Source organism: Methylobacterium sp. P5_C11 (assembly GCF_054049775.1).
Map to the genome: position 1 here is coordinate 1 of NZ_JBFULS010000062.1, position 20,984 is coordinate 20,984.

20 protein-coding genes, 1 tRNA gene and 2 pseudogenes are annotated in these 20,984 nt (G+C 71.2%); 10 read left to right on the forward strand and 13 right to left on the reverse strand.

Annotated features, from left to right (window positions below):
- Positions 1 to 210: 210 nt before the first annotated feature.
- From ACXJKQ_RS23640 to ACXJKQ_RS23655, 4 genes are all read left to right on the forward strand, one after another.
- Positions 211 to 732 (forward strand): hypothetical protein, encoded by a 522-nt coding sequence (locus ACXJKQ_RS23640; protein ID WP_457108137.1) that lies wholly within the window; start codon positions 211 to 213, stop codon positions 730 to 732.
- 4 nt (positions 733 to 736) lie between these two features.
- The gene (locus ACXJKQ_RS23645) at positions 737 to 1,150 is read left to right on the forward strand and encodes a phage holin family protein (RefSeq protein ID WP_457108138.1); all 414 of its coding nucleotides are present in this window, start codon (positions 737 to 739) and stop codon (positions 1,148 to 1,150) included.
- Positions 1,151 to 1,155: 5 nt separating this feature from the next.
- Complete coding sequence (locus ACXJKQ_RS23650) at positions 1,156 to 1,527, forward strand: DUF3618 domain-containing protein (RefSeq protein WP_457108139.1); 372 nt, start codon at positions 1,156 to 1,158, stop codon at positions 1,525 to 1,527.
- A gap of 104 nt (positions 1,528 to 1,631) precedes the next feature.
- Positions 1,632 to 2,441, forward strand: a complete 810-nt coding sequence (locus tag ACXJKQ_RS23655) for a hypothetical protein (protein WP_457108140.1) — start codon at positions 1,632 to 1,634, stop codon at positions 2,439 to 2,441.
- 186 nt (positions 2,442 to 2,627) lie between these two features.
- On the opposite strand, the gene ACXJKQ_RS23660 is transcribed toward ACXJKQ_RS23655, so the two are convergent.
- Positions 2,628 to 4,136, reverse strand: a complete 1,509-nt coding sequence (locus tag ACXJKQ_RS23660) for a malonate--CoA ligase (RefSeq protein ID WP_457108141.1) — start codon at positions 4,134 to 4,136, stop codon at positions 2,628 to 2,630.
- Positions 4,137 to 4,210: 74 nt separating this feature from the next.
- On the reverse strand, positions 4,211 to 4,660 hold the full coding sequence (locus ACXJKQ_RS23665) for a monooxygenase family protein (RefSeq protein WP_457108142.1): 450 nt from the start codon (positions 4,658 to 4,660) through the stop codon (positions 4,211 to 4,213).
- A gap of 53 nt (positions 4,661 to 4,713) precedes the next feature.
- On the opposite strand from ACXJKQ_RS23665, the gene ACXJKQ_RS23670 reads away from it, so the two are divergent.
- Positions 4,714 to 5,292 (forward strand): TetR/AcrR family transcriptional regulator, encoded by a 579-nt coding sequence (locus tag ACXJKQ_RS23670; protein WP_457108143.1) that lies wholly within the window; start codon positions 4,714 to 4,716, stop codon positions 5,290 to 5,292.
- A gap of 139 nt (positions 5,293 to 5,431) precedes the next feature.
- On the opposite strand, the gene ACXJKQ_RS23675 is transcribed toward ACXJKQ_RS23670, so the two are convergent.
- Positions 5,432 to 6,841, reverse strand: coding sequence for a malonyl-CoA decarboxylase (locus ACXJKQ_RS23675; RefSeq protein WP_457108144.1), 1,410 nt, complete (start codon positions 6,839 to 6,841; stop codon positions 5,432 to 5,434).
- A 258-nt stretch (positions 6,842 to 7,099) separates the two neighbouring features.
- Positions 7,100 to 7,291, reverse strand: coding sequence for a hypothetical protein (locus ACXJKQ_RS23680; protein ID WP_457108145.1), 192 nt, complete (start codon positions 7,289 to 7,291; stop codon positions 7,100 to 7,102).
- Between the two features lie 347 nt (positions 7,292 to 7,638).
- On the opposite strand from ACXJKQ_RS23680, the gene ACXJKQ_RS23685 reads away from it, so the two are divergent.
- Complete coding sequence (locus tag ACXJKQ_RS23685; RefSeq protein WP_457108146.1) at positions 7,639 to 8,814, forward strand: MFS transporter; 1,176 nt, start codon at positions 7,639 to 7,641, stop codon at positions 8,812 to 8,814.
- Here the strand turns inward: ACXJKQ_RS23685 and cobD are convergent.
- Entirely contained in the window at positions 8,807 to 9,841 is a 1,035-nt protein-coding gene (gene cobD, locus ACXJKQ_RS23690) for a threonine-phosphate decarboxylase CobD (RefSeq protein ID WP_457108147.1), read from the reverse strand. The genes ACXJKQ_RS23685 and cobD overlap by 8 nt on opposite strands.
- On the opposite strand from cobD, the gene cbiB reads away from it, so the two are divergent.
- Together cbiB and ACXJKQ_RS23700 are read left to right on the forward strand one after the other, a co-directional pair.
- Complete coding sequence (gene cbiB / locus ACXJKQ_RS23695) at positions 9,833 to 10,828, forward strand: adenosylcobinamide-phosphate synthase CbiB (RefSeq protein ID WP_457108148.1); 996 nt, start codon at positions 9,833 to 9,835, stop codon at positions 10,826 to 10,828. The two genes, cobD and cbiB, sit on opposite strands and share 9 nt — an antisense overlap.
- An 81-nt stretch (positions 10,829 to 10,909) precedes the next feature.
- Positions 10,910 to 11,824: an NAD(P)-dependent oxidoreductase gene (locus ACXJKQ_RS23700; RefSeq protein WP_457108149.1), complete on the forward strand. Its 915-nt coding sequence runs from the start codon at positions 10,910 to 10,912 to the stop codon at positions 11,822 to 11,824.
- 7 nt (positions 11,825 to 11,831) lie between these two features.
- Here ACXJKQ_RS23700 and ACXJKQ_RS23705 read toward each other — a convergent pair whose 3' ends face one another.
- The 5 genes from ACXJKQ_RS23705 to cobU all read right to left on the reverse strand — a co-directional run bounded on the left by ACXJKQ_RS23705 (position 11,832) and on the right by cobU (position 16,158).
- Entirely contained in the window at positions 11,832 to 12,008 is a 177-nt protein-coding gene (locus tag ACXJKQ_RS23705; RefSeq protein ID WP_457108150.1) for a hypothetical protein, read from the reverse strand.
- Positions 12,009 to 12,109: 101 nt separating this feature from the next.
- A complete protein-coding gene (locus ACXJKQ_RS23710; protein ID WP_457108151.1) occupies positions 12,110 to 13,477 on the reverse strand; it encodes an MFS transporter in 1,368 nt (455 codons plus the stop codon).
- Positions 13,478 to 13,556: 79 nt separating this feature from the next.
- Positions 13,557 to 14,999 carry a cobyric acid synthase gene (locus tag ACXJKQ_RS23715; protein WP_457108152.1) on the reverse strand — a complete coding sequence of 481 codons (1,443 nt, stop codon included), beginning with the start codon at positions 14,997 to 14,999 and terminating at the stop codon, positions 13,557 to 13,559.
- Between the two features lie 23 nt (positions 15,000 to 15,022).
- Positions 15,023 to 15,625, reverse strand: coding sequence for a cob(I)yrinic acid a,c-diamide adenosyltransferase (cobO, locus tag ACXJKQ_RS23720; RefSeq protein WP_457108153.1), 603 nt, complete (start codon positions 15,623 to 15,625; stop codon positions 15,023 to 15,025).
- Positions 15,622 to 16,158, reverse strand: a complete 537-nt coding sequence (gene cobU, locus ACXJKQ_RS23725; protein WP_457108154.1) for a bifunctional adenosylcobinamide kinase/adenosylcobinamide-phosphate guanylyltransferase — start codon at positions 16,156 to 16,158, stop codon at positions 15,622 to 15,624. The genes cobO and cobU overlap by 4 nt, the downstream gene beginning before the upstream one ends.
- A gap of 138 nt (positions 16,159 to 16,296) precedes the next feature.
- Between cobU and ACXJKQ_RS23730 the strand changes: the two genes are divergently transcribed.
- Positions 16,297 to 16,372, forward strand: a tRNA-Glu gene (locus ACXJKQ_RS23730).
- Positions 16,373 to 17,538: 1,166 nt separating this feature from the next.
- On the opposite strand, the gene ACXJKQ_RS23735 is transcribed toward ACXJKQ_RS23730, so the two are convergent.
- Entirely contained in the window at positions 17,539 to 18,561 is a 1,023-nt protein-coding gene (locus tag ACXJKQ_RS23735) for an IS110 family RNA-guided transposase (protein WP_457108155.1), read from the reverse strand.
- Positions 18,562 to 18,641: 80 nt separating this feature from the next.
- Between ACXJKQ_RS23735 and ACXJKQ_RS23740 the strand changes: the two are divergent.
- Positions 18,642 to 18,746, forward strand: a pseudogene (locus tag ACXJKQ_RS23740) (IS481 family transposase); the annotation flags it as partial.
- On the opposite strand, the pseudogene istA reads toward ACXJKQ_RS23740, so the two are convergent.
- Both istA and ACXJKQ_RS23750 read right to left on the reverse strand, forming a co-directional pair.
- Positions 18,700 to 20,009 (reverse strand): annotated as a pseudogene (gene istA / locus ACXJKQ_RS23745) (IS21 family transposase); the annotation flags it as partial. The pseudogenes ACXJKQ_RS23740 and istA overlap by 47 nt on opposite strands.
- A gap of 285 nt (positions 20,010 to 20,294) precedes the next feature.
- Entirely contained in the window at positions 20,295 to 20,975 is a 681-nt protein-coding gene (locus tag ACXJKQ_RS23750; RefSeq protein WP_457108156.1) for a hypothetical protein, read from the reverse strand.
- Positions 20,976 to 20,984 lie beyond the last annotated feature (9 nt).

Here is a 20,984-nt window from a genome sequence, read left to right on the forward strand (position 1 = left end):
CCCGCCCCCCCACTCCCGGGGCGCGTTGTGGAAGCGTGGCTGTTCTGGCAGATCCTGTCTGAACGCGGACTGAGCGGTGCCGCGCGTCGCGGCGCGTCCCGTGTGCACACGGGATCGGAACCCGCGACAGCCCGATCTGTTACTCAGCCATCGCGGGGGCCGCGGTTGCCGCCAGCGACCGTTCCCCCCGCCGCGAGGAGTGTTTTCGAGATGGCCGGCAACGAGTTACCGCAGGGCGCACCCGTGGATCCGCTCGCGGATCCGCATCACCAGGCGCCGCACGCAGCGGCGGACGAGCGTGCCCAGTGGCGCGCCCTGCAGGGCGACGTCGAGGGGCTGGCCGACGTGGCGGCGGAACGCGGGCGCGGCCTGCTCGACGCGGCGCGGCTGCAGGCGCAGACCTATGTCGAGCAGCGCAAGAGCGACGCGGCCCACTCGGTCCACGATCTGGCCCAGACGATCCGCAATTCCGGCCGCGACCTCGGCGACAAGCCGAACGTGCGCGCCTTCTTCGACAGCGCCGCCGACGGGCTTGAGCAGCTCGGCTCCTCGATCGAACGCCGCAGCCTGGGGGACTTCTACAGCGAGGCCGAGTCCTTCGCCCGGCGCGCGCCGGTGGCGGTGGCGGTGGGGACCTTCGTGGCCGGCCTGCTCGCCGCCCGCTTCATCAAGTCGTCGAGCCTGCCGCCGGAGGCGCCGGACGGCGATGCCCGCGACAGCTTCCGGGCCTGACGCCATGGCCCAGGGTTCCGACCCCCGCCAATCGGGCTCCTCCAGCATCCAGAGCCTGATCGGCGATGCCCTGCGCGAGACGAACGAACTCGCCCGCAAGGAGATCGCGCTGTTTCGGGCCGAGATGGCCGGCAACGTCCGCCAGCTCATCGTCGGCCTCGCCTGCATGGTCGGATCGGCCGTGTTCGCCGTGGTCGCCCTGTTGGTCCTGATCGGCGCCTTCGTGAAGTGGCTCGCCACGGTCGTAGGCTCCGAATGGCTTTCGGCCCTGATCGTCGGCGGCGTGCTGCTGGTCATCGCCCTCGGGATGGCCCTGTGGGCGCGCAGCGTCCTCTCCCTCTCGACCCTGGCCCCGACGCGCACGACGCGCCAGGTCCGCCAGGATGCCCAGGCCCTCTCGGAGCGCGTGTCCGGATGAGTACGATGAACGACCTCGAGAAGGAGATCGAGGAGAGCCGGGCGCGGCTCGACGACACGATCGACCGCATCCAGGGCCGGCTCTCGGTGCCGAATCTCGTGGACGAGATGCTGGGCAACGCCCGGAAGGTGCCGGCCCTGAACAGCACCTACGACAGCGCCCTGGACGCGGTGCGCCGCAACCCCGTGCCGGTTCTGCTGATCGCGGCAGGCGTTGGCCTGCTGTTCAACCGGATGGCCCGCGACGCCCAGCGCCGGCGCACCGAGGTCTCGGCCGAGCGCGTGCCCACCCTGAACACCGGGGCGGCGCGCGGCTACGACCCCGACCTCCCGACGGTGCGCCCAGCTCGCGATCCGCTGGACACGACCGAGATCTGACGGCCGGGCGTGCCCCGGGACGAGACCCTGACGCGCCCGGCCGTTCGGCCGGGCAGGCCGACGCCGAAGGCGGGCCGCCGAGACCGACATCCGAGGACAGCGCCATGACCGACAAGCCGGGTACCCCCGCCACCCCCTCAAGCATCCCCGAGCCGCACGGCGCCCGGGACAGCAGCCTGCGGCCCGATCCGGCCGGCCTCGGCGACCCGCGCGGGATCCCCGGCACGGCGGCGGGGGACTTTACCCTTCGGCCCGATCCCCGCGGCCTGCACGACCCGCTGCCGCACGGCGCCGCGCCCCTCTCGGCCGGCGGCCATTCGAGCGGTGGCGCCTCCGCGGGCTCGCGCGTGGACGCGGCCTCCGCCACCGTGAAGGAGGGGGTCCAGGCGGCCGGCGACCGCGCCGCCGACCTTGCCGGACAGGCACGGCAGACGGTGTCGGACCTCGCTGACGATGTCGGCAGCCGCCTCGGCGACGCCGCCGATCACGCCCGCGACCGCGCGGCGTCCGCCTACGACGAGGTCCGGGAGCGGGCCGGCACGCTCCGCCGGCGCAACATGCGGGCGCTGGACGACCTGACCACCCAGGGTATCGACGGGCTCAACCGCGGCCGCACCGCCGTCGAGCGCTTCGTGGACGACAACCCGCTCCTCGTCGGCGTGGTGGGCGTGGCCGCGGGCCTGCTGCTCGGCGCGCTGCTGCCGCGCACCCGCCAGGAGGACCGGAGCATCGGCCCCTGGGCCGACGAGGTCCGCGACCAGGGCCTGCGCTACGCCCGGGAGGTGACCAGCATCGGCCGCGACTTCGTCCAGACCGCCCTCGATCCGGACAATCTCAACGCCGCCGCCCGCAAGGTCGTGGATCCGGACGGCCACATGCCGCCGGAGAACGAGCGGACACAGCACAATCTCTGATCCGGGTTCCGGCGCGGGCGAGTCACGCCAAACCGTCATCACGAGCGGAGCGAAGTGACCCAGGGTTGCGCTACGTCTGGTATCGTGGCGCCGCGCTGGATTGCTTCGCTTCGCTCGCAAGGACGGTGCGGCGCCGATCCCCAGTCCGGCACCCCTTTTTACCGCTGGACCGACCGGAATCCTGAATCAGTCGCGGTACAGCCCCGCATGGGCGTCCCGGAGCAGGTTCTTCTGCACCTTGCCCATGGTGTTGCGCGGCAGCTCGTCCACGAACAGGACGCGCTTGGGGCACTTGAACCGGGCGAGCCGGCCTTCCAGGGCGGCCTGCACCCCGGCCTCGTCCGGGCATCCCGGGCCGCCCACCACCACGGCGGTGACCGCCTCGCCGAAATCCGGGTGCGCCAGACCGATCACCGCGGATTCGACGACCCCCGGCAGCGCGTCGATCTCGGTCTCGACCTCCTTCGGGTAGACGTTGAAGCCGCCGGAGATGATCAGGTCCTTGCCGCGCCCGACGATGTGGACGTAGCCCCGCGCGTCGACCTTGCCGAGGTCGCCGGTGATGAAGAACCCGTCCGCCCGGAACTCCGCGGCGGTCTTCTCGGGCATGCGCCAGTAGCCCTGGAACACGTTCGCGCCCTTCACCTCGATCATCCCGACCGCATCGGGGCCGAGGGCCGCGCCGGTCTCCGGATCGACCACCCGCAGCGACACCCCCGGCAGCGGGAACCCCACCGTGCCGGCGATCCGGTCGCCCGCATAGGGGTTCGAGGTGCTCATGTTGGTCTCGGTCATGCCGTAGCGCTCGAGGATGGCGTGGCCGGTGCGGGCCTGCCAGTCCCGGTGCGTCTCGGCGAGCAGCGGCGCCGAGCCCGAGACGAACAGGCGCATGTCCTTGGCGACCTCGGGGGTGAGGCCCGGCTCCTTCAGGAGGCGGGTGTAGAAGGTCGGCACGCCCATCATGACGGTCGCCCGGGGCATCAGGCTCAGGATCAGCTTGGGGTCGAGCCGGGGCAGGAACAGCATCGTGCCGCCGCTCGCCAGCACCGTGTTGGTCGCCACGAACAGGCCGTGGGTGTGGAACACCGGCAGGGCGTGGATCAGCACGTCGTCGGCGGTGAAGCGCCAGGCCTCCACCAGCGTCCGGGCGTTCGACGCGAGGTTGTCGTGAGTCAGCATGGCGCCCTTGGAGCGCCCGGTCGTGCCGGATGTGTAGAGGATCGCCGCGAGATCGTCCGGACCCCGGGGCACGTCGGCGAAGTCGCCGCTCTGCTGGTCCGCCGCCTCCGCGGCGGTGCCGCGGCCCGCGGCGCCGAGGGTCCAGACCGCGCGGACGCGCGCGGCGGCCTCGGCCAGGGCGTCGCGCCGGGCCGGGTCGCAGACGAACACGGTGGGCTCGGCGTCTCCGAGGAAGTAGCCGATCTCCGCCGGCGTGTAGGCGGTGTTGAGCGGCAGGAACACGGCGCCGGCCCGGACCGCGCCGAGATACAGGACGATCACCTCCGGGCTCTTCTCGACCTGCACGGCCACCCGGTCGCCGGGCGCGACGCCCGCCGCCCGCAGGGCCGCCGCGTAAGCGCCGGAGCGGGCGATCAGGTCCGCGTAGGTGGTGCGGCGCCCCTCCGGGGTCTCGATCACGGTCTTGGCGGGATCGGGGACGCCGTCCCGCACCAGGGAGAAGAGGTGGTTCGTCATCGTGAGGCTGAGCTATCACGGGCTGCGTGTCTCGCGCACCCATAGCCGCCTGAAGGCCCTCTCGGCGAGCCCTTTCAGCCGGCCAGCCGCTGCCGCGACGACAGGAAGGCGCCGTCCGGGGTGCGCGCGGGGGCGAACAGCCCGAGCCCGGTGGGCGCCGGCATGCCGACATAGATCGCCTCCATGCCGCGCCGCCCGTAGGCCTCGTGCCAGAACCCGGAGCCCCTGGCGTCCCGGCCGAAGTCGCGCCACCACGTGCGGTGCGGCTCCGAGCGGGTGAAGCCTTCCAGGCTCTCCAGATCGCGCCAGTACTGGCGCATGCCGACATGGGTCAGCCCGAAGAACAGGTTTTCGTGGGCCAGCAGCCCGTCCGGCCGCGCGCGCACGGAGGCGGCGATGCCGCGGCCGAGGCCCATCAGCGCCAGCAGGCCGCGCCAGCGGGTGACCCGGAAGCCGAGATACACGACGACGAGGTCGGGATAGGCGGAGAGATCCACGGACCGGCGGACGGGGGCGCCTTGCATGGTGTGGCCTCCTGGGATTGTATGCGCCGTAAACATGCGGCGGTCTGCGTACAGTGTCAACATCTCCTTCGGGCAGGACCTATCACCATGGCGACCTGCGCGCCGCGCTGGTCTCGGCCGCCCTGGACCTGCTGGAGACCGGCGGCGAGGCGGCGCTGTCGCTGCGCGCGGCGGCCCGGACCTGCGGGGTCTCCGCGATGGCGCCCTACCGCCACTTCGCCAGCAAGGAGGACCTCCTCCAGGCCGTCGCCGCCCGGGGTTTCGAGGATCTCGCCGCAGGCCTGGAAGCGGCCGACGGATCGGCGGCTGGGGCGCAGGCCCTGGCCGCGCAGGGGGCGGCCTACGTGGCCTTCGCCTGCCGGCACCCGGCCCTGTTCCGGCTCATGTTCACGGGGGCCTGCCGGACATCGGACAAGGCGCGGGCCTACGGGATCCTGGAGCGGCGGGCGGGCGCCCTCGCGGGTCCGGCGATGCCCGCCGAGGACCTGACGCTCGCCGCGTGGTCGCTGGTGCACGGTCTCGCCGCGCTGATCCTCGACGGCCGGGTGCCCCTGGAGGGCGAGGCCGCGCAGGCCGTGGCCCGGCGCATCACCCTGGCCTTCGCCACCCGGTTGACCGCAGGCGTTCCATGATCCAGCCGTAACAAGTCCGATACCCGTCCGTGCGCGCAGCCCGTCGATCCCGTGGCGCCCCGCGCCCGCCCGAAGTCGTGCCGCGCCGGGTTGCTTCGCCCCGCCCGCGCAGACGGGGAGCGGGTCCGGCGTTTGAATCCTACGCCTCGGCGAGGACCACGGCCCGCGGCGGCGGCAGCTTGGCGCGCAGCTCCCGGGTCACCGCCGGGGCGGCGACCACGGTGCCGAGATTGGCGTAGGTCTCGTGGTTCCGCTCAATGGCGGCGAGGTCGTACAGGTAGTTGACCATCAGGCCGTGCGACTGGGCGAGCCCCTTCCTCGAAGTGTCGCCCAGGAAGTTGACCCGGTCGAGGCGCGCGCCGTTGCCGAGGTGGAACCGGGCCACCGGGTCGAGGGGGCGGCCGCGCTCGTTCTTGGCGCGCAGGAAATAGGCCGCCGCGGCCGGGATCAGCGCCTTGCGCACCGTCTCGGCTCGGGCCTTGTCGGCGGCCCAGTCCGGATCGTCCAGCGCCCGCAGGGTCTCGACATCCTCGGGCAGCAGCCCCTGCGGGCTGTCGGCCCGACGCTCCCGGGCGAGCCACGTGGCGAAGCCCGGCACCGGCGACAGCGTCACGAAGGTCTTGAGCGTGGGAATCTCGCGGGTGAGATCCTCGACCACCTGCTTGATCAGGAAGTTGCCGAAGGTGACGCCGGCGAGCCCCTTCTGGCAATTCGAGATCGAGTAGAACACCGCCGTGTTGGCCGCCTGCGGCTGCAGGGGCTTGCGCGCCTGTGACAGGATCGGGGCGATCGCCGGGGCGATCTGGTCGGTGAGCGCCACCTCCACGAAGATCAGGGGCTCGTCGGCCAGCGCCGGGTGGAAGAACGCGAAGCAGCGCCGGTCCGGCGGCTCGATCCGGGCGCGCAGGTCGTCCCAGTCCGCGATGGCATGCACCGCCTCGTAGCGGATGATCTTCTCCAGAATATGCGCCGGCGTGGTCCAGTCGATGTGGCGCAGCACCAGGAAGCCGCGGTTGAACCACGAAGCGAACAGGTGCTCGAAGTCGGAATCGAGGCTGTCGACGGCATCCAGCAGGGCGGGGCCGGCCTCCTCGCCGGCACGCAGCGTCCGGCGCAGGTCGAACAGGTCCTCGCGCATCCGCACGAGGCTCAGCGTGCCGCCGCGGGCGAGGTTGAGGCGGCGGATCAGTTCCTGGCTGCGCGGCTCGGCGGCCTCGTGCAGGTCGCCGAGGCGGGCGCGGGACGGGGCGGCGCGGTAGGCGGCGATCGCCGCGTCGACGGCGGCGTGGTCCGCATCGAAGTCGAGGGCGATGGCCCGCAGGAAGGCGTGGCGCTCCGCCTGCCCGAAGCTCGCGTAGCGGTCGAGGATCAGGCGGGCCAGCGCCACGCCGGAGGCCTCGCCCCGCCGGGAGATCAGGTCCTCGCACAGCTTGACGAGGTCGCCGGCGCTCGCCCGGGACCCCAGGTCGCCGCGCCCGATCCCGATCAGGTCGCGGCCGCGCTCGCTGATGGTCTGGAGCAGGTCGCCGAAGAAGGAGATCGCCGCCATGACCCTCGCAAGACCCCCGTCGACCCGGATTCGAGACGCTGCCGGCCCCGCGACGCCGGCTCGTCGAGCGGGCGCGTGCGGAACCGGAGGATCCGGGAGCCGCCGGTCCTCCCGAGGAGGCCCGCTTCGCGTCCCGATCCGCCCGCCACTCTAAGGCGCCGCGGCCGCCGCGACCAGAGCTTGGCCGCGCGCGGATGGCCTGCGCTCAGCCTGCAGGAACACCGCGAAGGTGGTGTGACGGGCCGAGGCTCGGCTGTGTCAAAGCTGCTCGGCCACGGTGGCGAGGTCGGCCCGTTCCCGCCAGTCGCCGATGCCGTGCTGACGGGCGAACCGGAGTTCGGCCGCACGGCGGGCGCGCTCGGGGCCGCGGGCGCGCGTGATCGCCACGGAGCCGATCGTGAACGGCACCCCAAGGATCTCCTTGACGAAGTCGATGCGGTAGTTCGGCATCCCGTACTCCCTGATGCGGCGGTCCCGGCGCGGGATGCGCGGAACGGAACCGCCCTCTCGTTCGTAATCCGGTTCGAGAACCTGGATCGGCTCGATGCCCGAACCCGTGCCTGCGGCGTCCGCGCGTGCGCGGATCGGCGTGCACGGACCGGGCCGGTCACATCGAGGGCATATGGTGCGGCGGCGGCGCCGGTGAAGGGTGCCGGCGCGTGCCGGCAGGGATGCATCGCCGCAGCTTGCGCCGCGGCGCGCCCTGCCCGTATCGCTCGCGGCCCGGATCTCCTCCCGCACACGGACCCGACCATGGCCCTTCCGCGGCGGCGTGCCTGCCTGCCCTCGACCCAGCCGTGACCACGACGCTCGACGCGAAGGCCCGGCTCGGCCTGACGCTGATCGCCGGCGGGGCGGTCGCCAACATCTACTACAACCAGCCGCTGCTCGGCCTGATCGTGGCCGAGTTCGGAGACCGGGCCGCCCTGTGGGTGCCGACCACGGCGCTGGTCGGCTACGGGCTCGGCATCGTCGGCCTCGTTCCCCTGGGCGACGCCCTGCCGCGCCGCACCCTGATCGTGGGCCAATGCCTCGGCCTCGCCCTGGCGCTGCTCGCCGTCGGCCTCGCCCCGAACCTCGCGACCCTCGCCCTGGCCCATCTGGTGGTCGGCGTGCTGTCCTGCGCGGCCCAGCAGGCGGTGCCGTTCGCGGCCGAACTCGCCCCCGACGCGCGCCGCGGGCGGATCGTCGGACAGGTCATGACTGGGCTGCTCACCGGCATCCTGCTCGCCCGCACGGCGAGCGGGTTCCTGGGCGCGCATCTCGGCTGGCGGCCGGTCTTCCTCGTCGCTGCCGTCCTGGCCCTCGCCATGGCGGGCATCGCGCGGGTCACCCTCCCCCACACGCCGCAGACGCACCCGCTGCGCTACCGCGCCCTGATGCTGTCGATCCTCCACCTCGCCCGCACGCAGCCGGTCCTTCGCACGGCGAGCCTGTCGCAGGCGCTGCTGTTCGCCGCCTTCAACGCCTTCTGGGCGACCCTGGCGCTGCTGGTGGAGGGGCCGCCCTTCGGGCTCTCCGCCGCCGGGGCGGGGCTGTTCGGCGTGATCGGCGTCTGCGGCGCCTTCGTGGCGCCCCTCTCGGGTCGCTTCACCGACCGGCGGGGGGCGAAACCCGTGGTGCTCGGCGGCAGCCTGCTGGTCGCCCTGTCCTTCGGGGTGCTCTGGGCGGGGGGCGCGTGGTCGCTCGTCGCGGTGGCCCTCGGGGTGCTGCTCATCGATATCGGCATGAACGGGGCGCTGATTGCCAACCAGACCCGCGCCTATGCCCTGGTCCCGGGCGCGCGGGGCCGCATCAACACCGTGCTGTTCACGACCCTGTTCGTGTTCGGGGCGCTCGGCGCCTATGCCGGCTCGCAGGCCTTCCTGCTGGTCGGCTGGCCGGGGGTCTGCGCGGTGGGGCTGGCGTTCTCGGCGCTGGCGGTGCTCGTGGCCGCCCGCGACCCGCATCCGCCCGGGGTACGGTCTACCTGAGCACCCGCGAGAGGCGGCACCACGCCGCCGTCCCGGACGGCAGCCCGAAGCGCAGGCGCTCCGGGCGCTCCGCGAAGCGCCGCACCGCGATCCCGGCCGCGGCGAGGCGCCGGTAGAGGTCCGGCCCGTCCGGGAAATCCGCGGTCCGGAACAGGACGGTGCCGCCGACGACCCGGCCGCCGCCCCGGACGATCAGCCGGTCGAGGCGGCCCGCATCCGCCGCCCGCGCCCGGGCGGCCTGCGCGCGCCACTCCGTATCCGCCAGGGCGGCGCCCCCGATCGCCAGGGCCGGTCCCGACACCGCCCAGGGACCCAGCGAGGCGGCGATCCGGGCCGCCGTCCCGGGCTCGGCGACCGCGAAGCCGAGGCGCAGGCCGGCGAGCCCGTAGGTCTTGCCGAAGGAGCGCAGCACCACGAGGCCCGGCGCCAAGTCCGGTGCGGTGACGTGCGGGCACAGGCTCTCCACCGGCTCCAGGTCCGCGAAGGCCTCGTCGGCGACCAGCAGGCCGCCGCGGGCGGCGAGCGCCGCGGCGCGGGCGCGGCGCTCGGCGAGGGGATGGGTCCGCCCGTCGGGGTTGTTGGGATCGACGACCACCGCGACCCGGGCGTCGCCGAGGGCATCGAGACTCGAAACCGCCGCGACCGCGTGCCCGGCCCGCGCCCAGGCGGCGGCGTGCTCGGCATAGGTGGGGCCGACGACCGCCACCCGGGTCGGCGCCAGGAGCCGGGGCAGGGTCTCGATCAGGATCTGGGTGCCGGGCGCGGGCACGACGTGATCGGCATCCGGTGCCCCGTAGGCCGCGGCGGCGGCCGCCCGGAGGGCGTGAACCTCGGCCGCCTCGGGCAGCCGGGTCCAGGCGCTGGCCTCCACCGGCGGCACGGGGTACGGGACCGGGTTGATCCCCGTCGAGAGGTCGAGCCAGGGCTCCGGCGCGTCGGGAAAGGCTTGTCGGAGTCCGCCGAGATCGCCGCCATGGGCGATCGGGGCGACCTCACCCGCGGGAACGCTCCACACCGAATGGTCCATCTGCCCGGTACGTTTGCCGACACGCTCGCCGTCCTCATCCTCGCCCTCGGGATCGAGGCGGCGGCCGGCTATCCGGACGCGCTCTACAGGGCCGTCGGCCACCCTGTCACCTGGATCGGCCGGCTGATCGCCGCCCTGGAGCGCGGGCTCAACCGCGGCTCGGACCGCCGGCGGCGGATCGCCGGCTGCGGCGCGCTGGCGCTGCTGCTCGCCGGTGTGGGCGCGGTGGCCTGGGCGCTGACCGGGCTCGCCGGCTTGACCGGCCCCCTCCCCGCCCTGCTCCTCCTCGGCCTGATCTGCGCGAGCCTGCCGGCGCAGCGCAGCCTCCACCAGCACGTCGCCGCCGTGGAGACGGCCCTGCGCACCGGCGGCCTGCAGGCCGGGCGCCGGGCGGTGGCGATGATCGTCGGGCGCGACCCCGAGCGCCTCGACGAACCGGCGGTCTGCCGCGCCGCGATCGAGAGCCTTGCGGAAAACTTCTCCGACGGGATCGTGGCGCCGGCCTTCTGGATCGGCTGCCTCGGCCTGCCGGGCGGTGCGCTCTACAAGGCGATCAACACCGCCGACAGCATGATCGGCCACCGGACCCCGCGCTACGAAGCGTTCGGCTGGGCGGCGGCCCGGCTCGACGACGGGGTGAACTTGCCGGCCTCGCGGCTCGCGGGCCTGCTGCTTGCCTTGGCGGCCGCCCTGCGCGGCGCCGACGCGGGCGGGGCCTTCCAGGCGATGGCCCGGGACGCGCGCCGCCACCGCTCGCCCAATGCCGGCTGGCCCGAATCCGCCATGGCCGGGGCACTCGGCCTGCGACTCGCGGGACCGCGGGTCTATGACGGCACCCTCGTCCCGGACGCCCATATGGGCGACGGCCGCGCGGAGGCGACCGCCGACGACATCGCCCGGGCGCTGGCGCTCTACCGGACCGCCTGCTGGCTTCAGGGTGGGCTCGTGCTGGGGCTGCTCGCCGTGTCCCTGGCGCTGGCGGGCTGACCCGCTCGCAAGCGGCCGCTCGGGCCTTGGCACGGCCCGCGCGCCCGGCGCATCGTGACGGGATCGGACAGGGAGACCCCGATGCGCGCGGTGTTCGTGGATGCCAACGAGACCCTGGCGGCGGTGGCCCGGCGGCTGCTGCGGCCGGACGATCCGCCCTTCGCGATCCACGCCGATCCCGGCATCACCCCGGCGGACCTGCCCGGCATCCTGGCCGGGGCGGAGATCGCGGTGATCGACCACACCTCCCTCCCCGGCGACGTGGCCCGGGCCTGCGGTGGCCTGAAGCACGTGGTGTTCCTCGGCACCGGCGCCCGCAGCTACATGGACCCGGAGGCCCTCGCGGCCGCGTGCGGCATCACGGTCCACACCATCAAGGGCTACGGCGACACGGCGGTGGCCGAATGCGCCTTCGCGCTGATGTGGGCCGCCGCCCGCGGCCTGCCCGAGATGGACCGGGCGATGCGCGCCGGATCCTGGCTGCGCACCGAGGGGATCCAGCTCACCGGCAAGACCGTCGGCCTCGTCGGGTTCGGCGGGATCGCGGCCGAGATGGCGCGGCTGTGCCGCGGCGCGGGCATGCGGGTGCTCGCCTGGAACCGGACCCCGAAGGCCCATCCCGGCGTCGACTTCGTCCCGCTCGAGCCGCTGCTCGCCGAGAGCGACGTGGTCTCGCTCCACCTGCTCCTGACCGACTCGACCCGCAGCTTCCTGTCGGCCGCGCGGATCGCCGCCATGAAGCCCGGCGCGATGCTGATCAACACCGCCCGGGGGGCGGTGCTCGACGAGGACGCCCTGGTCGCGGCCCTGCGCACCGGCCACGTGGCGCGGGCCGGGCTCGACGTGTTCACCGTCGAGCCCCTTCCGGCGGACCACCCGCTGGCGTCCCTGCCCAACGTCACCCTCTCGGCGCATTCGGCGTTCCGGACGCCCGAGGCCAGCGACAACCTGATCGGCGCCGCCCTCGACCATTGCCGGCGGATCGCCGCCGGCTGACGGCGCCTCAGTGCTCGGTGCCCGGCATGTTCGGGCGCGGGGCGCCGCCGTGGTGCTGGATCACGCTGGAACGCTCGGGATTGCCCTTCAGGTCGGCGACCTGCTTCCGGGCCGCTGCGGCCAGGAACCAGATGCCGCCGAGCGTCCCGAAGGCGAGGATCATGAGCGGAAATCCCTGACTCATCGCGGTGCCCTCCTCGACGATGGCCCGCGGGCTTGCGGGTCTGCATCATCCTGCCGGTCACGCCGGCTTGAGGAAGGATAACGCACGAGTCCGGCCCGTGTTCAGGCCGCCCGCACCGCCGCTGGCCCGGCGCGCCGGGCCGCGTCCCGGCGCAGGGCGGAGAGCACCACGAACATCAGCCCGGCGCCCAGGGCCAGGCAGGCGGCCAGGAACAGCATCGGGACGAGGTCGCTCTGGGTCTGGTCGCGGATGAACGGCACGGCGTTCTGGGCGACGAAGCCGCCGAGATTGCCCACCGAGTTGATCGCCGCGATCCCGGCCGCCGCCGAGGCGCCGCGCAGGAAGGTCCCGGGCATCGACCAGAAGACCGGCTGGGCCGCGAAGGTCCCGGCCGCGGCCACGCACAGGCAGGCGAACTTCACGGCGTTGCCCGGCAGGACGACGGAGAGCGCCAGGCCCGCCGCCCCGACCAGCGCCGGCCCGACCACGTGCCAGGTCAGGGCGTTGCCCTGCGCCCCCGTGCGGGCGGCGTGGCGCGGCACCCACCAGAGCGCGAAGGCCGTGACCATCCAGGGGATGATGTTGAGGAAGCCGTTGGTGAGGTTCGAGACGCCGAATCCCTTCACCACGGTGGGGAGCCAGTAGCCGAGGCCGTAGGCGGCGAGCGGCAGGGAGACGTAGACGCCGGCCAGCATCAGCACCCGCCGGTCGAGGAGCGCGGCGAACGGGTTGCCGTGGTCGACATGGCCGCCATCCTCGCGCTCGGCCCGCAGCGTCCGGGCGAGCCAGTCGCGCTGGGCCTGCGACAGCCAGGGCGCGGTCTCGGGGCCATCCGGCAGGACGACCAGCACCACCGCGGCCATCAGGATCGCCGGCACGCCGGTGGCCAGGAACACCCATTGCCAGCCCTGGAGGCCGAGCGCCCCGTCGAGGCCGAGCAGCGCGCCGCCGACCGCCGCGCCGACCGCGTTGGCCACCGCGCTCGCGATCATGAACCAGCCGATCATCCGCGCCCGGTGTCCTTGCGGGAACCACAGGGTCAGGGCGAACAGCACGCCGGGGAAGAAGCCGGCCTCCGCGACCCCGAGCAGGAAGCGCAGCGCGTAGAACATCGCCGTGCCCTGGGTGAAGCCGAGGAGCACCGTGACGATCCCCCAGGTGATCATGATCCGGGCGAACCAGACCCGCGCGCCGACCCGCTCCAGGAAGACGTTGGCGGGCACCTCGAACAGGAAGTAGCCGAGGAAGAACAGCGAGGCCCCGAGCCCGTAGGCGGTCTCGGAGAGGCCGAGGCTGCCGACCATCTCCAGCTTGGCGTAGGAGACGTTCTGCCGGTCGATATAGGCGATCAGGTAGAGCAGGCCGAGGAGCGGCATCAGCCGCAGGGTCACGGTGCGGACGGTGCTCGCGGCGAGATCCGCCTCGACGGGGGCGAGATCTTCCCCGACTGGGGATTGCGTGGGCGGCATGGGGCGTTCCTCCGGGCACGCGCGGCCGTTCGTGGCGAGGACCGGCCTTCCGCGGAGTCAGTCCTGGTGCGGTCGCGGCCTACCGGGCAAGCGCCAGGAGGCGGTCGCAGTCGACATGGGCCGCGATGTGTCGCGCGAGACCGTCGAGGGCCGCCTCGACGCCGGCCTCGTAGCCCGCGCCTTCCGAGACCGTCCCGAGGCGCGCCAGCCACGCCGCCCGCTGGGCATCGTGGGCGAACAGGCCGTGCACGTAGGTCCCGGCCACGCGCCCGTCCGCCGAGACCGCCCCGTCCAGGCGCCCGTCGGCGAGCCGCAGGAGCGGCCGGGCGGCGTCGGGGCCCTCCGTCGCGCCGATATGCATCTCGTAGCCGGAGAACGGAACGCCGTCCGGCAGGCTCGCGCCGGTGACCGCCGCGAGCCGCTTCTCGGGGGTCATGACGGTGTCGACGGCGAGGAGCCCGAGGCCCGGCACCGTCCGGGGGGCGCCCTCGATCCCGTGGGGGTCGGCGAGGCTGTTGCCCAGCATCTGGTAGCCGCCGCACAGGCCGAGCACCCGCCCGCCCCGGCGGACATGGGCGCGCAGGTCGATGTCCCAGCCCTCGGCGCGGAACTGCTCCAAGTCGTCGATCGTGGTCTTGGAGCCCGGCAGCAGCACGAGGGCGGCCTCGGAGGGAATCGGCGTGCCTGGCCGGACCAGGACCACGGAGATTCCGGGCTCCGCCCGCAACGGGTCGAGATCGTCGAAATTGGCGATGCGCGGCAGCACCGGCACCGCCACCGTGACGGCTCCCGTCCCGCGCGCCTCCGAGCCGGCGAGCCCCAGCACGTCCTCGGCCGGCAGGCGCGCGGCGCCGGGGAAGTGCGGCACGAGGCCGAGCGCCGCCCAGCCGGTGCGCTCGGCGATCAGCCGCATCCCGTCGGCGAACAGGCTCGGGTCGCCGCGGAACCGGTTGACGAGGAAGCCGGCGATCAGGGCGGCATCCTCCGGGTCGATCACCGCCTTCGTGCCGACGAGGCTCGCGATCACCCCGCCCCGGTCGATGTCGCCGACCAGCACCACCGGCGTGTCGGTGGCCCGGGCGAAGCCCATATTGGCGATGTCGCCCGCGCGCAGGTTGACCTCGGAGGCCGAGCCCGCGCCCTCCACCAGCACCAGATCGGCCTCCGCGGAGAGCTGCGCGAAACTGTCCAGCACGGCGGACATCAGCCGGGGTTTCCAGGCCTGGTAGTCGCGCGCCTTCACGGTGGCGACCATCCTTCCCTGCACCACCACCTGGGCGCCGACCTCGCTCTGCGGCTTCAGCAGGACCGGGTTCATGTGCACGGAGGGCGCCACCCGGGCGGCCCGGGCCTGGAGCGCCTGCGCCCGGCCGATCTCGCCGCCGTCCGCGGTGACGGCGGCGTTGTTCGACATGTTCTGCGGCTTGAACGGCCGGACCCTCAGGCCCCGCTCCGTGAAGGCGCGCGCCAGCCCCGCCACGATCAGCGACTTGCCGACGTCGGAGCCGGTGCCCTGGATCATCAGGGCCTTTGTCCGCTTCGGGCTCAGAACTCGATCCCTTCCTGCGCCTTCACGCCGGCGGCGAAGTGGTGCTTCACGCTGCCCATCTCGGTGACGAGGTCGGCGGCCTCGATCAGGGCCGGCTTGGCGTTGCGGCCGGTGACCACGACGTGCAGGTCCGGCCGGCGCGCGCGAAGGGCGGAGACGACGGCATCGAGGTCGAGGTACTCGTAGCGCAGCGCGATGTTCAGTTCGTCGAGGACGAGCAGGCGGATCGTGGGGTCGGCCATCAGGCCCGCGGCGACCTCCCAGGCGTGGCGGCAGGCGGCGATGTCCCGGGCCTTGTCCTGCGTCTCCCAGGTGAACCCCTCGCCCAGGGTGTGCCACACGACCCGGTCGCCGAAGGCCGCCACGGCGTGGCGCTCGCCGGTGTCCCAGCCGCCCTTGATGAACTGCACCATGCCGACCCGCCAGCCGCGGCCGAGCGCCCGCAGCATCAGCCCCAGAGCCGCCGTGCTCTTGCCCTTGCCGGGGCCGGTATGGACGAGGAGGAGACCCTTCTCGAGGGTCTTGGCGGCCACCTCGGCGTCCTGGACGGCCTTGCGCTTCTCCATCTTCTCGCGGTGGCGCGCGGCGTCGTCGCTCATGCGGGGGCTCCTTTCGCGGGGGCTTGCGTCTGAGGGGCCTGCGGCTTCACGACCAGCGGCAGGCCGGCCACGGTGAGCACGACCCGGTCGGCCTGCGCGGCGAGCTGCTGGTGGAGGCGGCCGGCGGCGTCGCGGAAGCGCCGGGCGAGGGCGTTGTCGGGGACGATCCCGAGCCCGACCTCGTTGCCGACCAGCACGAGCGGGCCCGGGACGGTGGCGCAGGCGGCGCGGAGCCGCGCCGTCGCCTCCGCCACGTCGGCCTCCGTCAGGATCAGGTTGGTGAGCCAGAGCGTGAGGCAGTCGACCAGGACCGGTCCATCGGCCGCGGCGACCGCCTCCGGCAGGGCGAGCGGCACGTCGCGGGTGCGCCAGGCGCCGCCGCGCCGCGCGCGGTGCTGGGCGATGCGCGCGACCATCTCGTCGTCGAAGGCCTGCGCGGTGGCGAGATAGAGCCACGGGCCGGGGCAGGCTTCGATCACCCCCTCCGCGTAGGCGCTTTTGCCGGACCGCGCCCCGCCGAGGACGAGGGTCATGCGAGGGGAATGTTGAGGCATGGCCCTCCATCGCCCCAAGCCGGCGCGCGGTCAAACCTGAGCCCTGTGGCACCAGTGCCGCGCATGAACGGTTGCCGGGCGTCTCCGGTCCGACTATAGAACCTCGGCCCAGCCAGTGCGCCCTTCGTCTAGCGGTCCAGGACGTCGCCCTTTCACGGCGAAAACACGGGTTCGATTCCCGTAGGGCGCGCCAGCAAACTTAACCACGTAGCGGAAATTGCTGGCGCGGCTCACACTGACGTCTCACATAGCTCGATCTCGACAGCGGGTGTGGCTGCAGCTTGCACGCGCTTGGCGAGTGAAGGGCTACTGTCGTGACGCACAAAGCGGCATTGACCCTAGACGAACGTCCCGCGAGGCCGTCCAGTTAGTAGTGGGCAGGCCGAACGTTCACACGACCAGGATGCCGCGACTTAAGCTTGCACGTCGACGATGAGCCGAATGCCGGCACAGCGGCTCTCTCATTATCAACAGCTGATCACAACCGAAACACCAACCTTGCCAAGGTTGGTGTCGAGGGTTCGAACCCCTTCGCCCGCTCCAGTTTTTCCCAACCATCTGATTGACTTGCAAGGCCGCACCTCCGCGGCCTTTGTCGTTTCTGGTCGCTCCAGGAACCACTGCGGAACCAAGCGGGCTAGAAGCCGCCTAGACTAAGCGCGGCGGTCTGCCACATGATGTCTCAAACCAACGCGCACCTGAAAACGAAGGGCTATCTGAAGTGAGGCGCACGAAGCCTAACCTGCCAGACAGCCTGACCCAGCACCTGTCGGATCCGAAGGTCGTGGCCTTCCGGCCTCGCGCCAGTCAGCGTCGTCCCTACCGTCCGTCCGGATCGGCGCAGAATTTGGCCATTTCAATCGTGACCCTCGGCGTCATCGTGTTGGCTGGCGGGCACCTGCTTCGCGCATGGTAAGTTACCCGCATCACCGCCATGGATTGCTCATAGGTCAAGGCCATGTGAGGCACCGCGAGGATCTAGTTGTTTGATCCAGGGTTTGAGGGTGCACTCTTCACGTTGGAGTGGAAGGATGCGCTATGGGCCAGGTTCTTCACGGGAGCGCCGCGACGACAGCGGCAGTCCGTCGAGCGATACAGCAGAGTCATCTTTGGACGGCCCCTGCTCTGCAAGGGTGATATCGGGCTGATCTGACGATCGGTCGGGTGCGGTCATCTTTCCGGCCTGTCGGCGCGGCGCCGATGGCCCTGATGGAGTCCGCTGACCAGGTCCGTTCAAGCGAGCCAGTACGACGCTCGGACTATGCTGCGGAGTGCCTGGCTTGCGGCCGTGTTCCGATCACCATCAACCCTCGTGCACCCTTCCAGTCCAGAGCTGCGGAGGGACCCGCAGCTATTCGATCAAGCGTGGCTTGGCTCGTGGTAGACGCCGCCACGTGCCAGCAGTGCCCAGGCAATGCGCGCTGTGTGGTTGGCCATGGCGACGGTCACGACCCGAGCTGGCCGGCGCTCCAAGAGCGACTGGATCCATACCGCGGCGCCGCGTGTGCTCGTGCGAGCCCGGCGGATCACCGATGTCGCTCCCACGACCAGAAGCTTGCGGAGGTAACGGTCTCCCATTTTGGAAATGCGGCCCCATCGCTCCTTACCGCCCGAGGAGTTCTGTCGCGGTACGAGGCCGAGGAAGGCGGCAAACTCGCGGCCTGAGCGGAATTGGGCCGGATCAGTGACGGTGGCCGCCAGAGCGGTAGCCGTGATCACCCCGACGCCGGGAATGCCCGCCAGTCGCTGGCTCGCCTCGTCCTGTCGATGCCAGGCCAGCAGCACCCGTCCGAGGCGATTGATCTGTGCCATGCGAGCTTCGACCTGCGCCACCATCAGCGGCACTGCGGACTCTACGATCGACGGGAGGCGGGCCTCGTCGTCCGAGCGGATCTGCTCTACGAGGTCGGCCATGCGCAAGGCACCTTGTGGAGCGATGAGGCCGAACTCGGCGCAGTGGCCGCGCACGGCGTTGATCAGCATAGTGCGTTGACGGACCAGGAGTTCTCGACTCCGATGTCGCATGAGCACGCTTTGCCGTTCGGCACTCTTGATCGGAACGAAGCGCATGGTCGGTCGCATAACAGCTTCACAGATCGCCTGTGCGTCGGCTGCGTCGTTCTTCTGGCGACGAACGTAGGCCTTCACGTAGGCCGGCGGCATCAGCCGCACCACGTGGCCAAACTCGGACAACATCCGAGCCCAGTGATGGGCCGTGGCACAGGCCTCCATACCGACGAGGCAACGCGGGAGGGACTCGAAAAACCGGAGAACCTCCGACCGCCGAAGCTTCTTCCTTATCACGACGCAGCCCTCGGTATCGACGCCGTGCCCTTGGAAGACGTTCTTGGTCAGATCGATCCCGACGGTGACGACGCTCATAGTCGATGCTCCCTGACGAGGTGGACGGCGACAGCCCTCTACCGAGCGCCCGCGCGGGGTGCAGGGGCCGTCCACTCCATCAAGCGAGCCTGAGGGCGCTGGCGAAGCGCTACGGGATCAACCAGAAGACGGTCGCCAAGTGGCGGCTGCGGCCACCACGGTCTGGGGCATCGCCTCCATCAGGCGCAGCACCTGGATGAACTCGCGCTTGCCCCGGTTGCCCATGCGCGCCTCCAGAAGCGGGAAAACCTCGGGCAGATCTTAGCCCTGCGGCGCGGCGGCCTGGTCCAGGGCGTTCGGTTTGGTCTCGATCAGGGCCAGGTAGTGCAGCGGATCGGAGACGAACATCCCGGTGCCGTAGCTGCGCGTGTGCCGGGCGATCTCGATCCCGCCGCACAGGATCACGACCTCGTCGACGAAGCCCTTCACCAGCACGTCCCGGAAGCCGTAGGCCGGGGGCACCGAGTAGTCGTTGCCGTGGTAGCGCACCAGCGCGGTCGAGGAGACGCGCGCCGCCCACTTCTCGCATGGCTCCAGCAGCATCTCCGGCAGGGCTCGCAGGACCACGCGGTCGGCCAGGAGCCGCGTGCCGATGTTCTCAGCTTGCCGACCAGCGCGCTCGTCCTGCCGCGCCCGGCAGCGGCGCTCCAGATCGGCGTTCAGCGCCTCGAACGAGGCGGTCTCCGGGGCGGGGTCATGAAGTTGGACCGGGCGAACTTGACCAGCCCTTCAACCTTGCCCTTGTCGTTGCCCGTGCCCGGATGCCCGAAGCGATCCCGGAACAGGTAGTGGCTCACCAGCTCGGTGAAGGCGCGGGTGCGCTCTCGCTGTCCGCCGCCGCAGATCTTGGCCACCGCGATCTTAGTGTTGTCGTACAAGATCGATAGCGGCACGCCCGCGAAGAAGGCGAAGGCGACGACATGCCCGTCGAGGAAGGCTTCAGTCGTCTCCCGGGGATACGCCTTCACAAAGCAGGCGTCGGAGTGCGGCAGGTCCATGCAGAGGAAATGGATCTTTCGGCGCACGCCGCCGATCGTGGCCACCGCCTCGCCGAAATCGACCTGGGCATGGCCGGGCGGATGGGCGAGCGGCACGAAAGTCTGCCGCCCCTGTGCCCGGCAGATCCGCACGTGGTCCTTCACCACCATGTAGTCGCCGGCATAGCCGTGCTCGTCACGCAGCCGCTCGAAAATCCGTTTGGCCGTGTGCCGCTGCTTGATCGGCGCGCTTCGGTCCGTTTCCAGGATCGCCGCGATTACCGGCAGAAGAGACCCGAGCTTCGGCTTCTCGACTGGCTTGGTTCGCGTGTAGCCCGGCGGCAGAGAGAACCGGCACATCTTGGCGATCGTCTCTCGGCTCAGCCCGAATACCTGAGCCGACTCACGCCGAGAGTTGCCCTCGATGAACACGAACTGCCGAACGGCCGCGTAGACTTCCACGGCAAACATCTCCAGCTTTTCTCGAAAGAGAAGCTTCTCCACTCGTCGGCTTTTGCACCGCCCGCATCAGCAAGACGTCGACGCTCCAGTGGATGGTTTCGTCACTGCCCTACACAGGGCCATCGGCATTGTTGGTGCCATCGTGCCCGATTCATCGGCGGTAGTTATTCACCCGTATCTTGTCGATCTCAGCCATCGTCATTCGTATTCCAAATAATCGATTTATCTGAATTGAAAACATAGTAAAAGTGCCCCTCAGATTTCCTCGGAGGGGCACGCTGCGTCGGAATCATCTCAGCGCCGACTGTAATCCTGCATGTCTTTGACCTCCTTACGTCGCTGCTGGTAAGCGGTCATGAACGTATCGCTGGCTTTTTTCATCCCATGCTGCCGGTAGTCTTTGGCGACGGCGCGACCTTTGACGTACACTTGCTTTCCGTAATAGGCAGTCATCGCACCAGCGCCTGCGGCCGTCCCGCCACTGTGTAGCAGCGCGGCCGTTCCGCCGCCGGCGGTGAGCAAGCCGACGCCGACTGCTGCGCCGATCTTGGCTTCCTTGGTGCGCGCGGCCTTGGCCACGTCATCGGCCAGCGGCTTGAAGACTTTCAAAGGCGTATTCTCGATGATCTTTCCAGCCGCGTGATAGTACTTTGAAACCGCTACCCCGACGGGCTTAGCGACGTTCATGTACGCTTTCGGCGCAGCCTTCGCGGTCTTGATGGCATCCTGGCCGACGCTTTCAGCGGCGCGACCAATGCTCTTCGCGCCCCGTTCCACAGTCTTGCCAGCAGACTTTGCGCCCTTCTCGACCGTCTTGCTGACGGTCTTGGTGGCTTTCTTGACTTCCTTCACGGCGCCTTTCGCGATCTTGAGCGGATTGAGATCGCTGAAGCCGAAGGCGGATGCTGAACCAGTCACGGAGAGCGTCAGCGGAATGGCGAGGCTCAAGGCGAGGAGAGGACGATTGAATGTCATGGAAGTTCT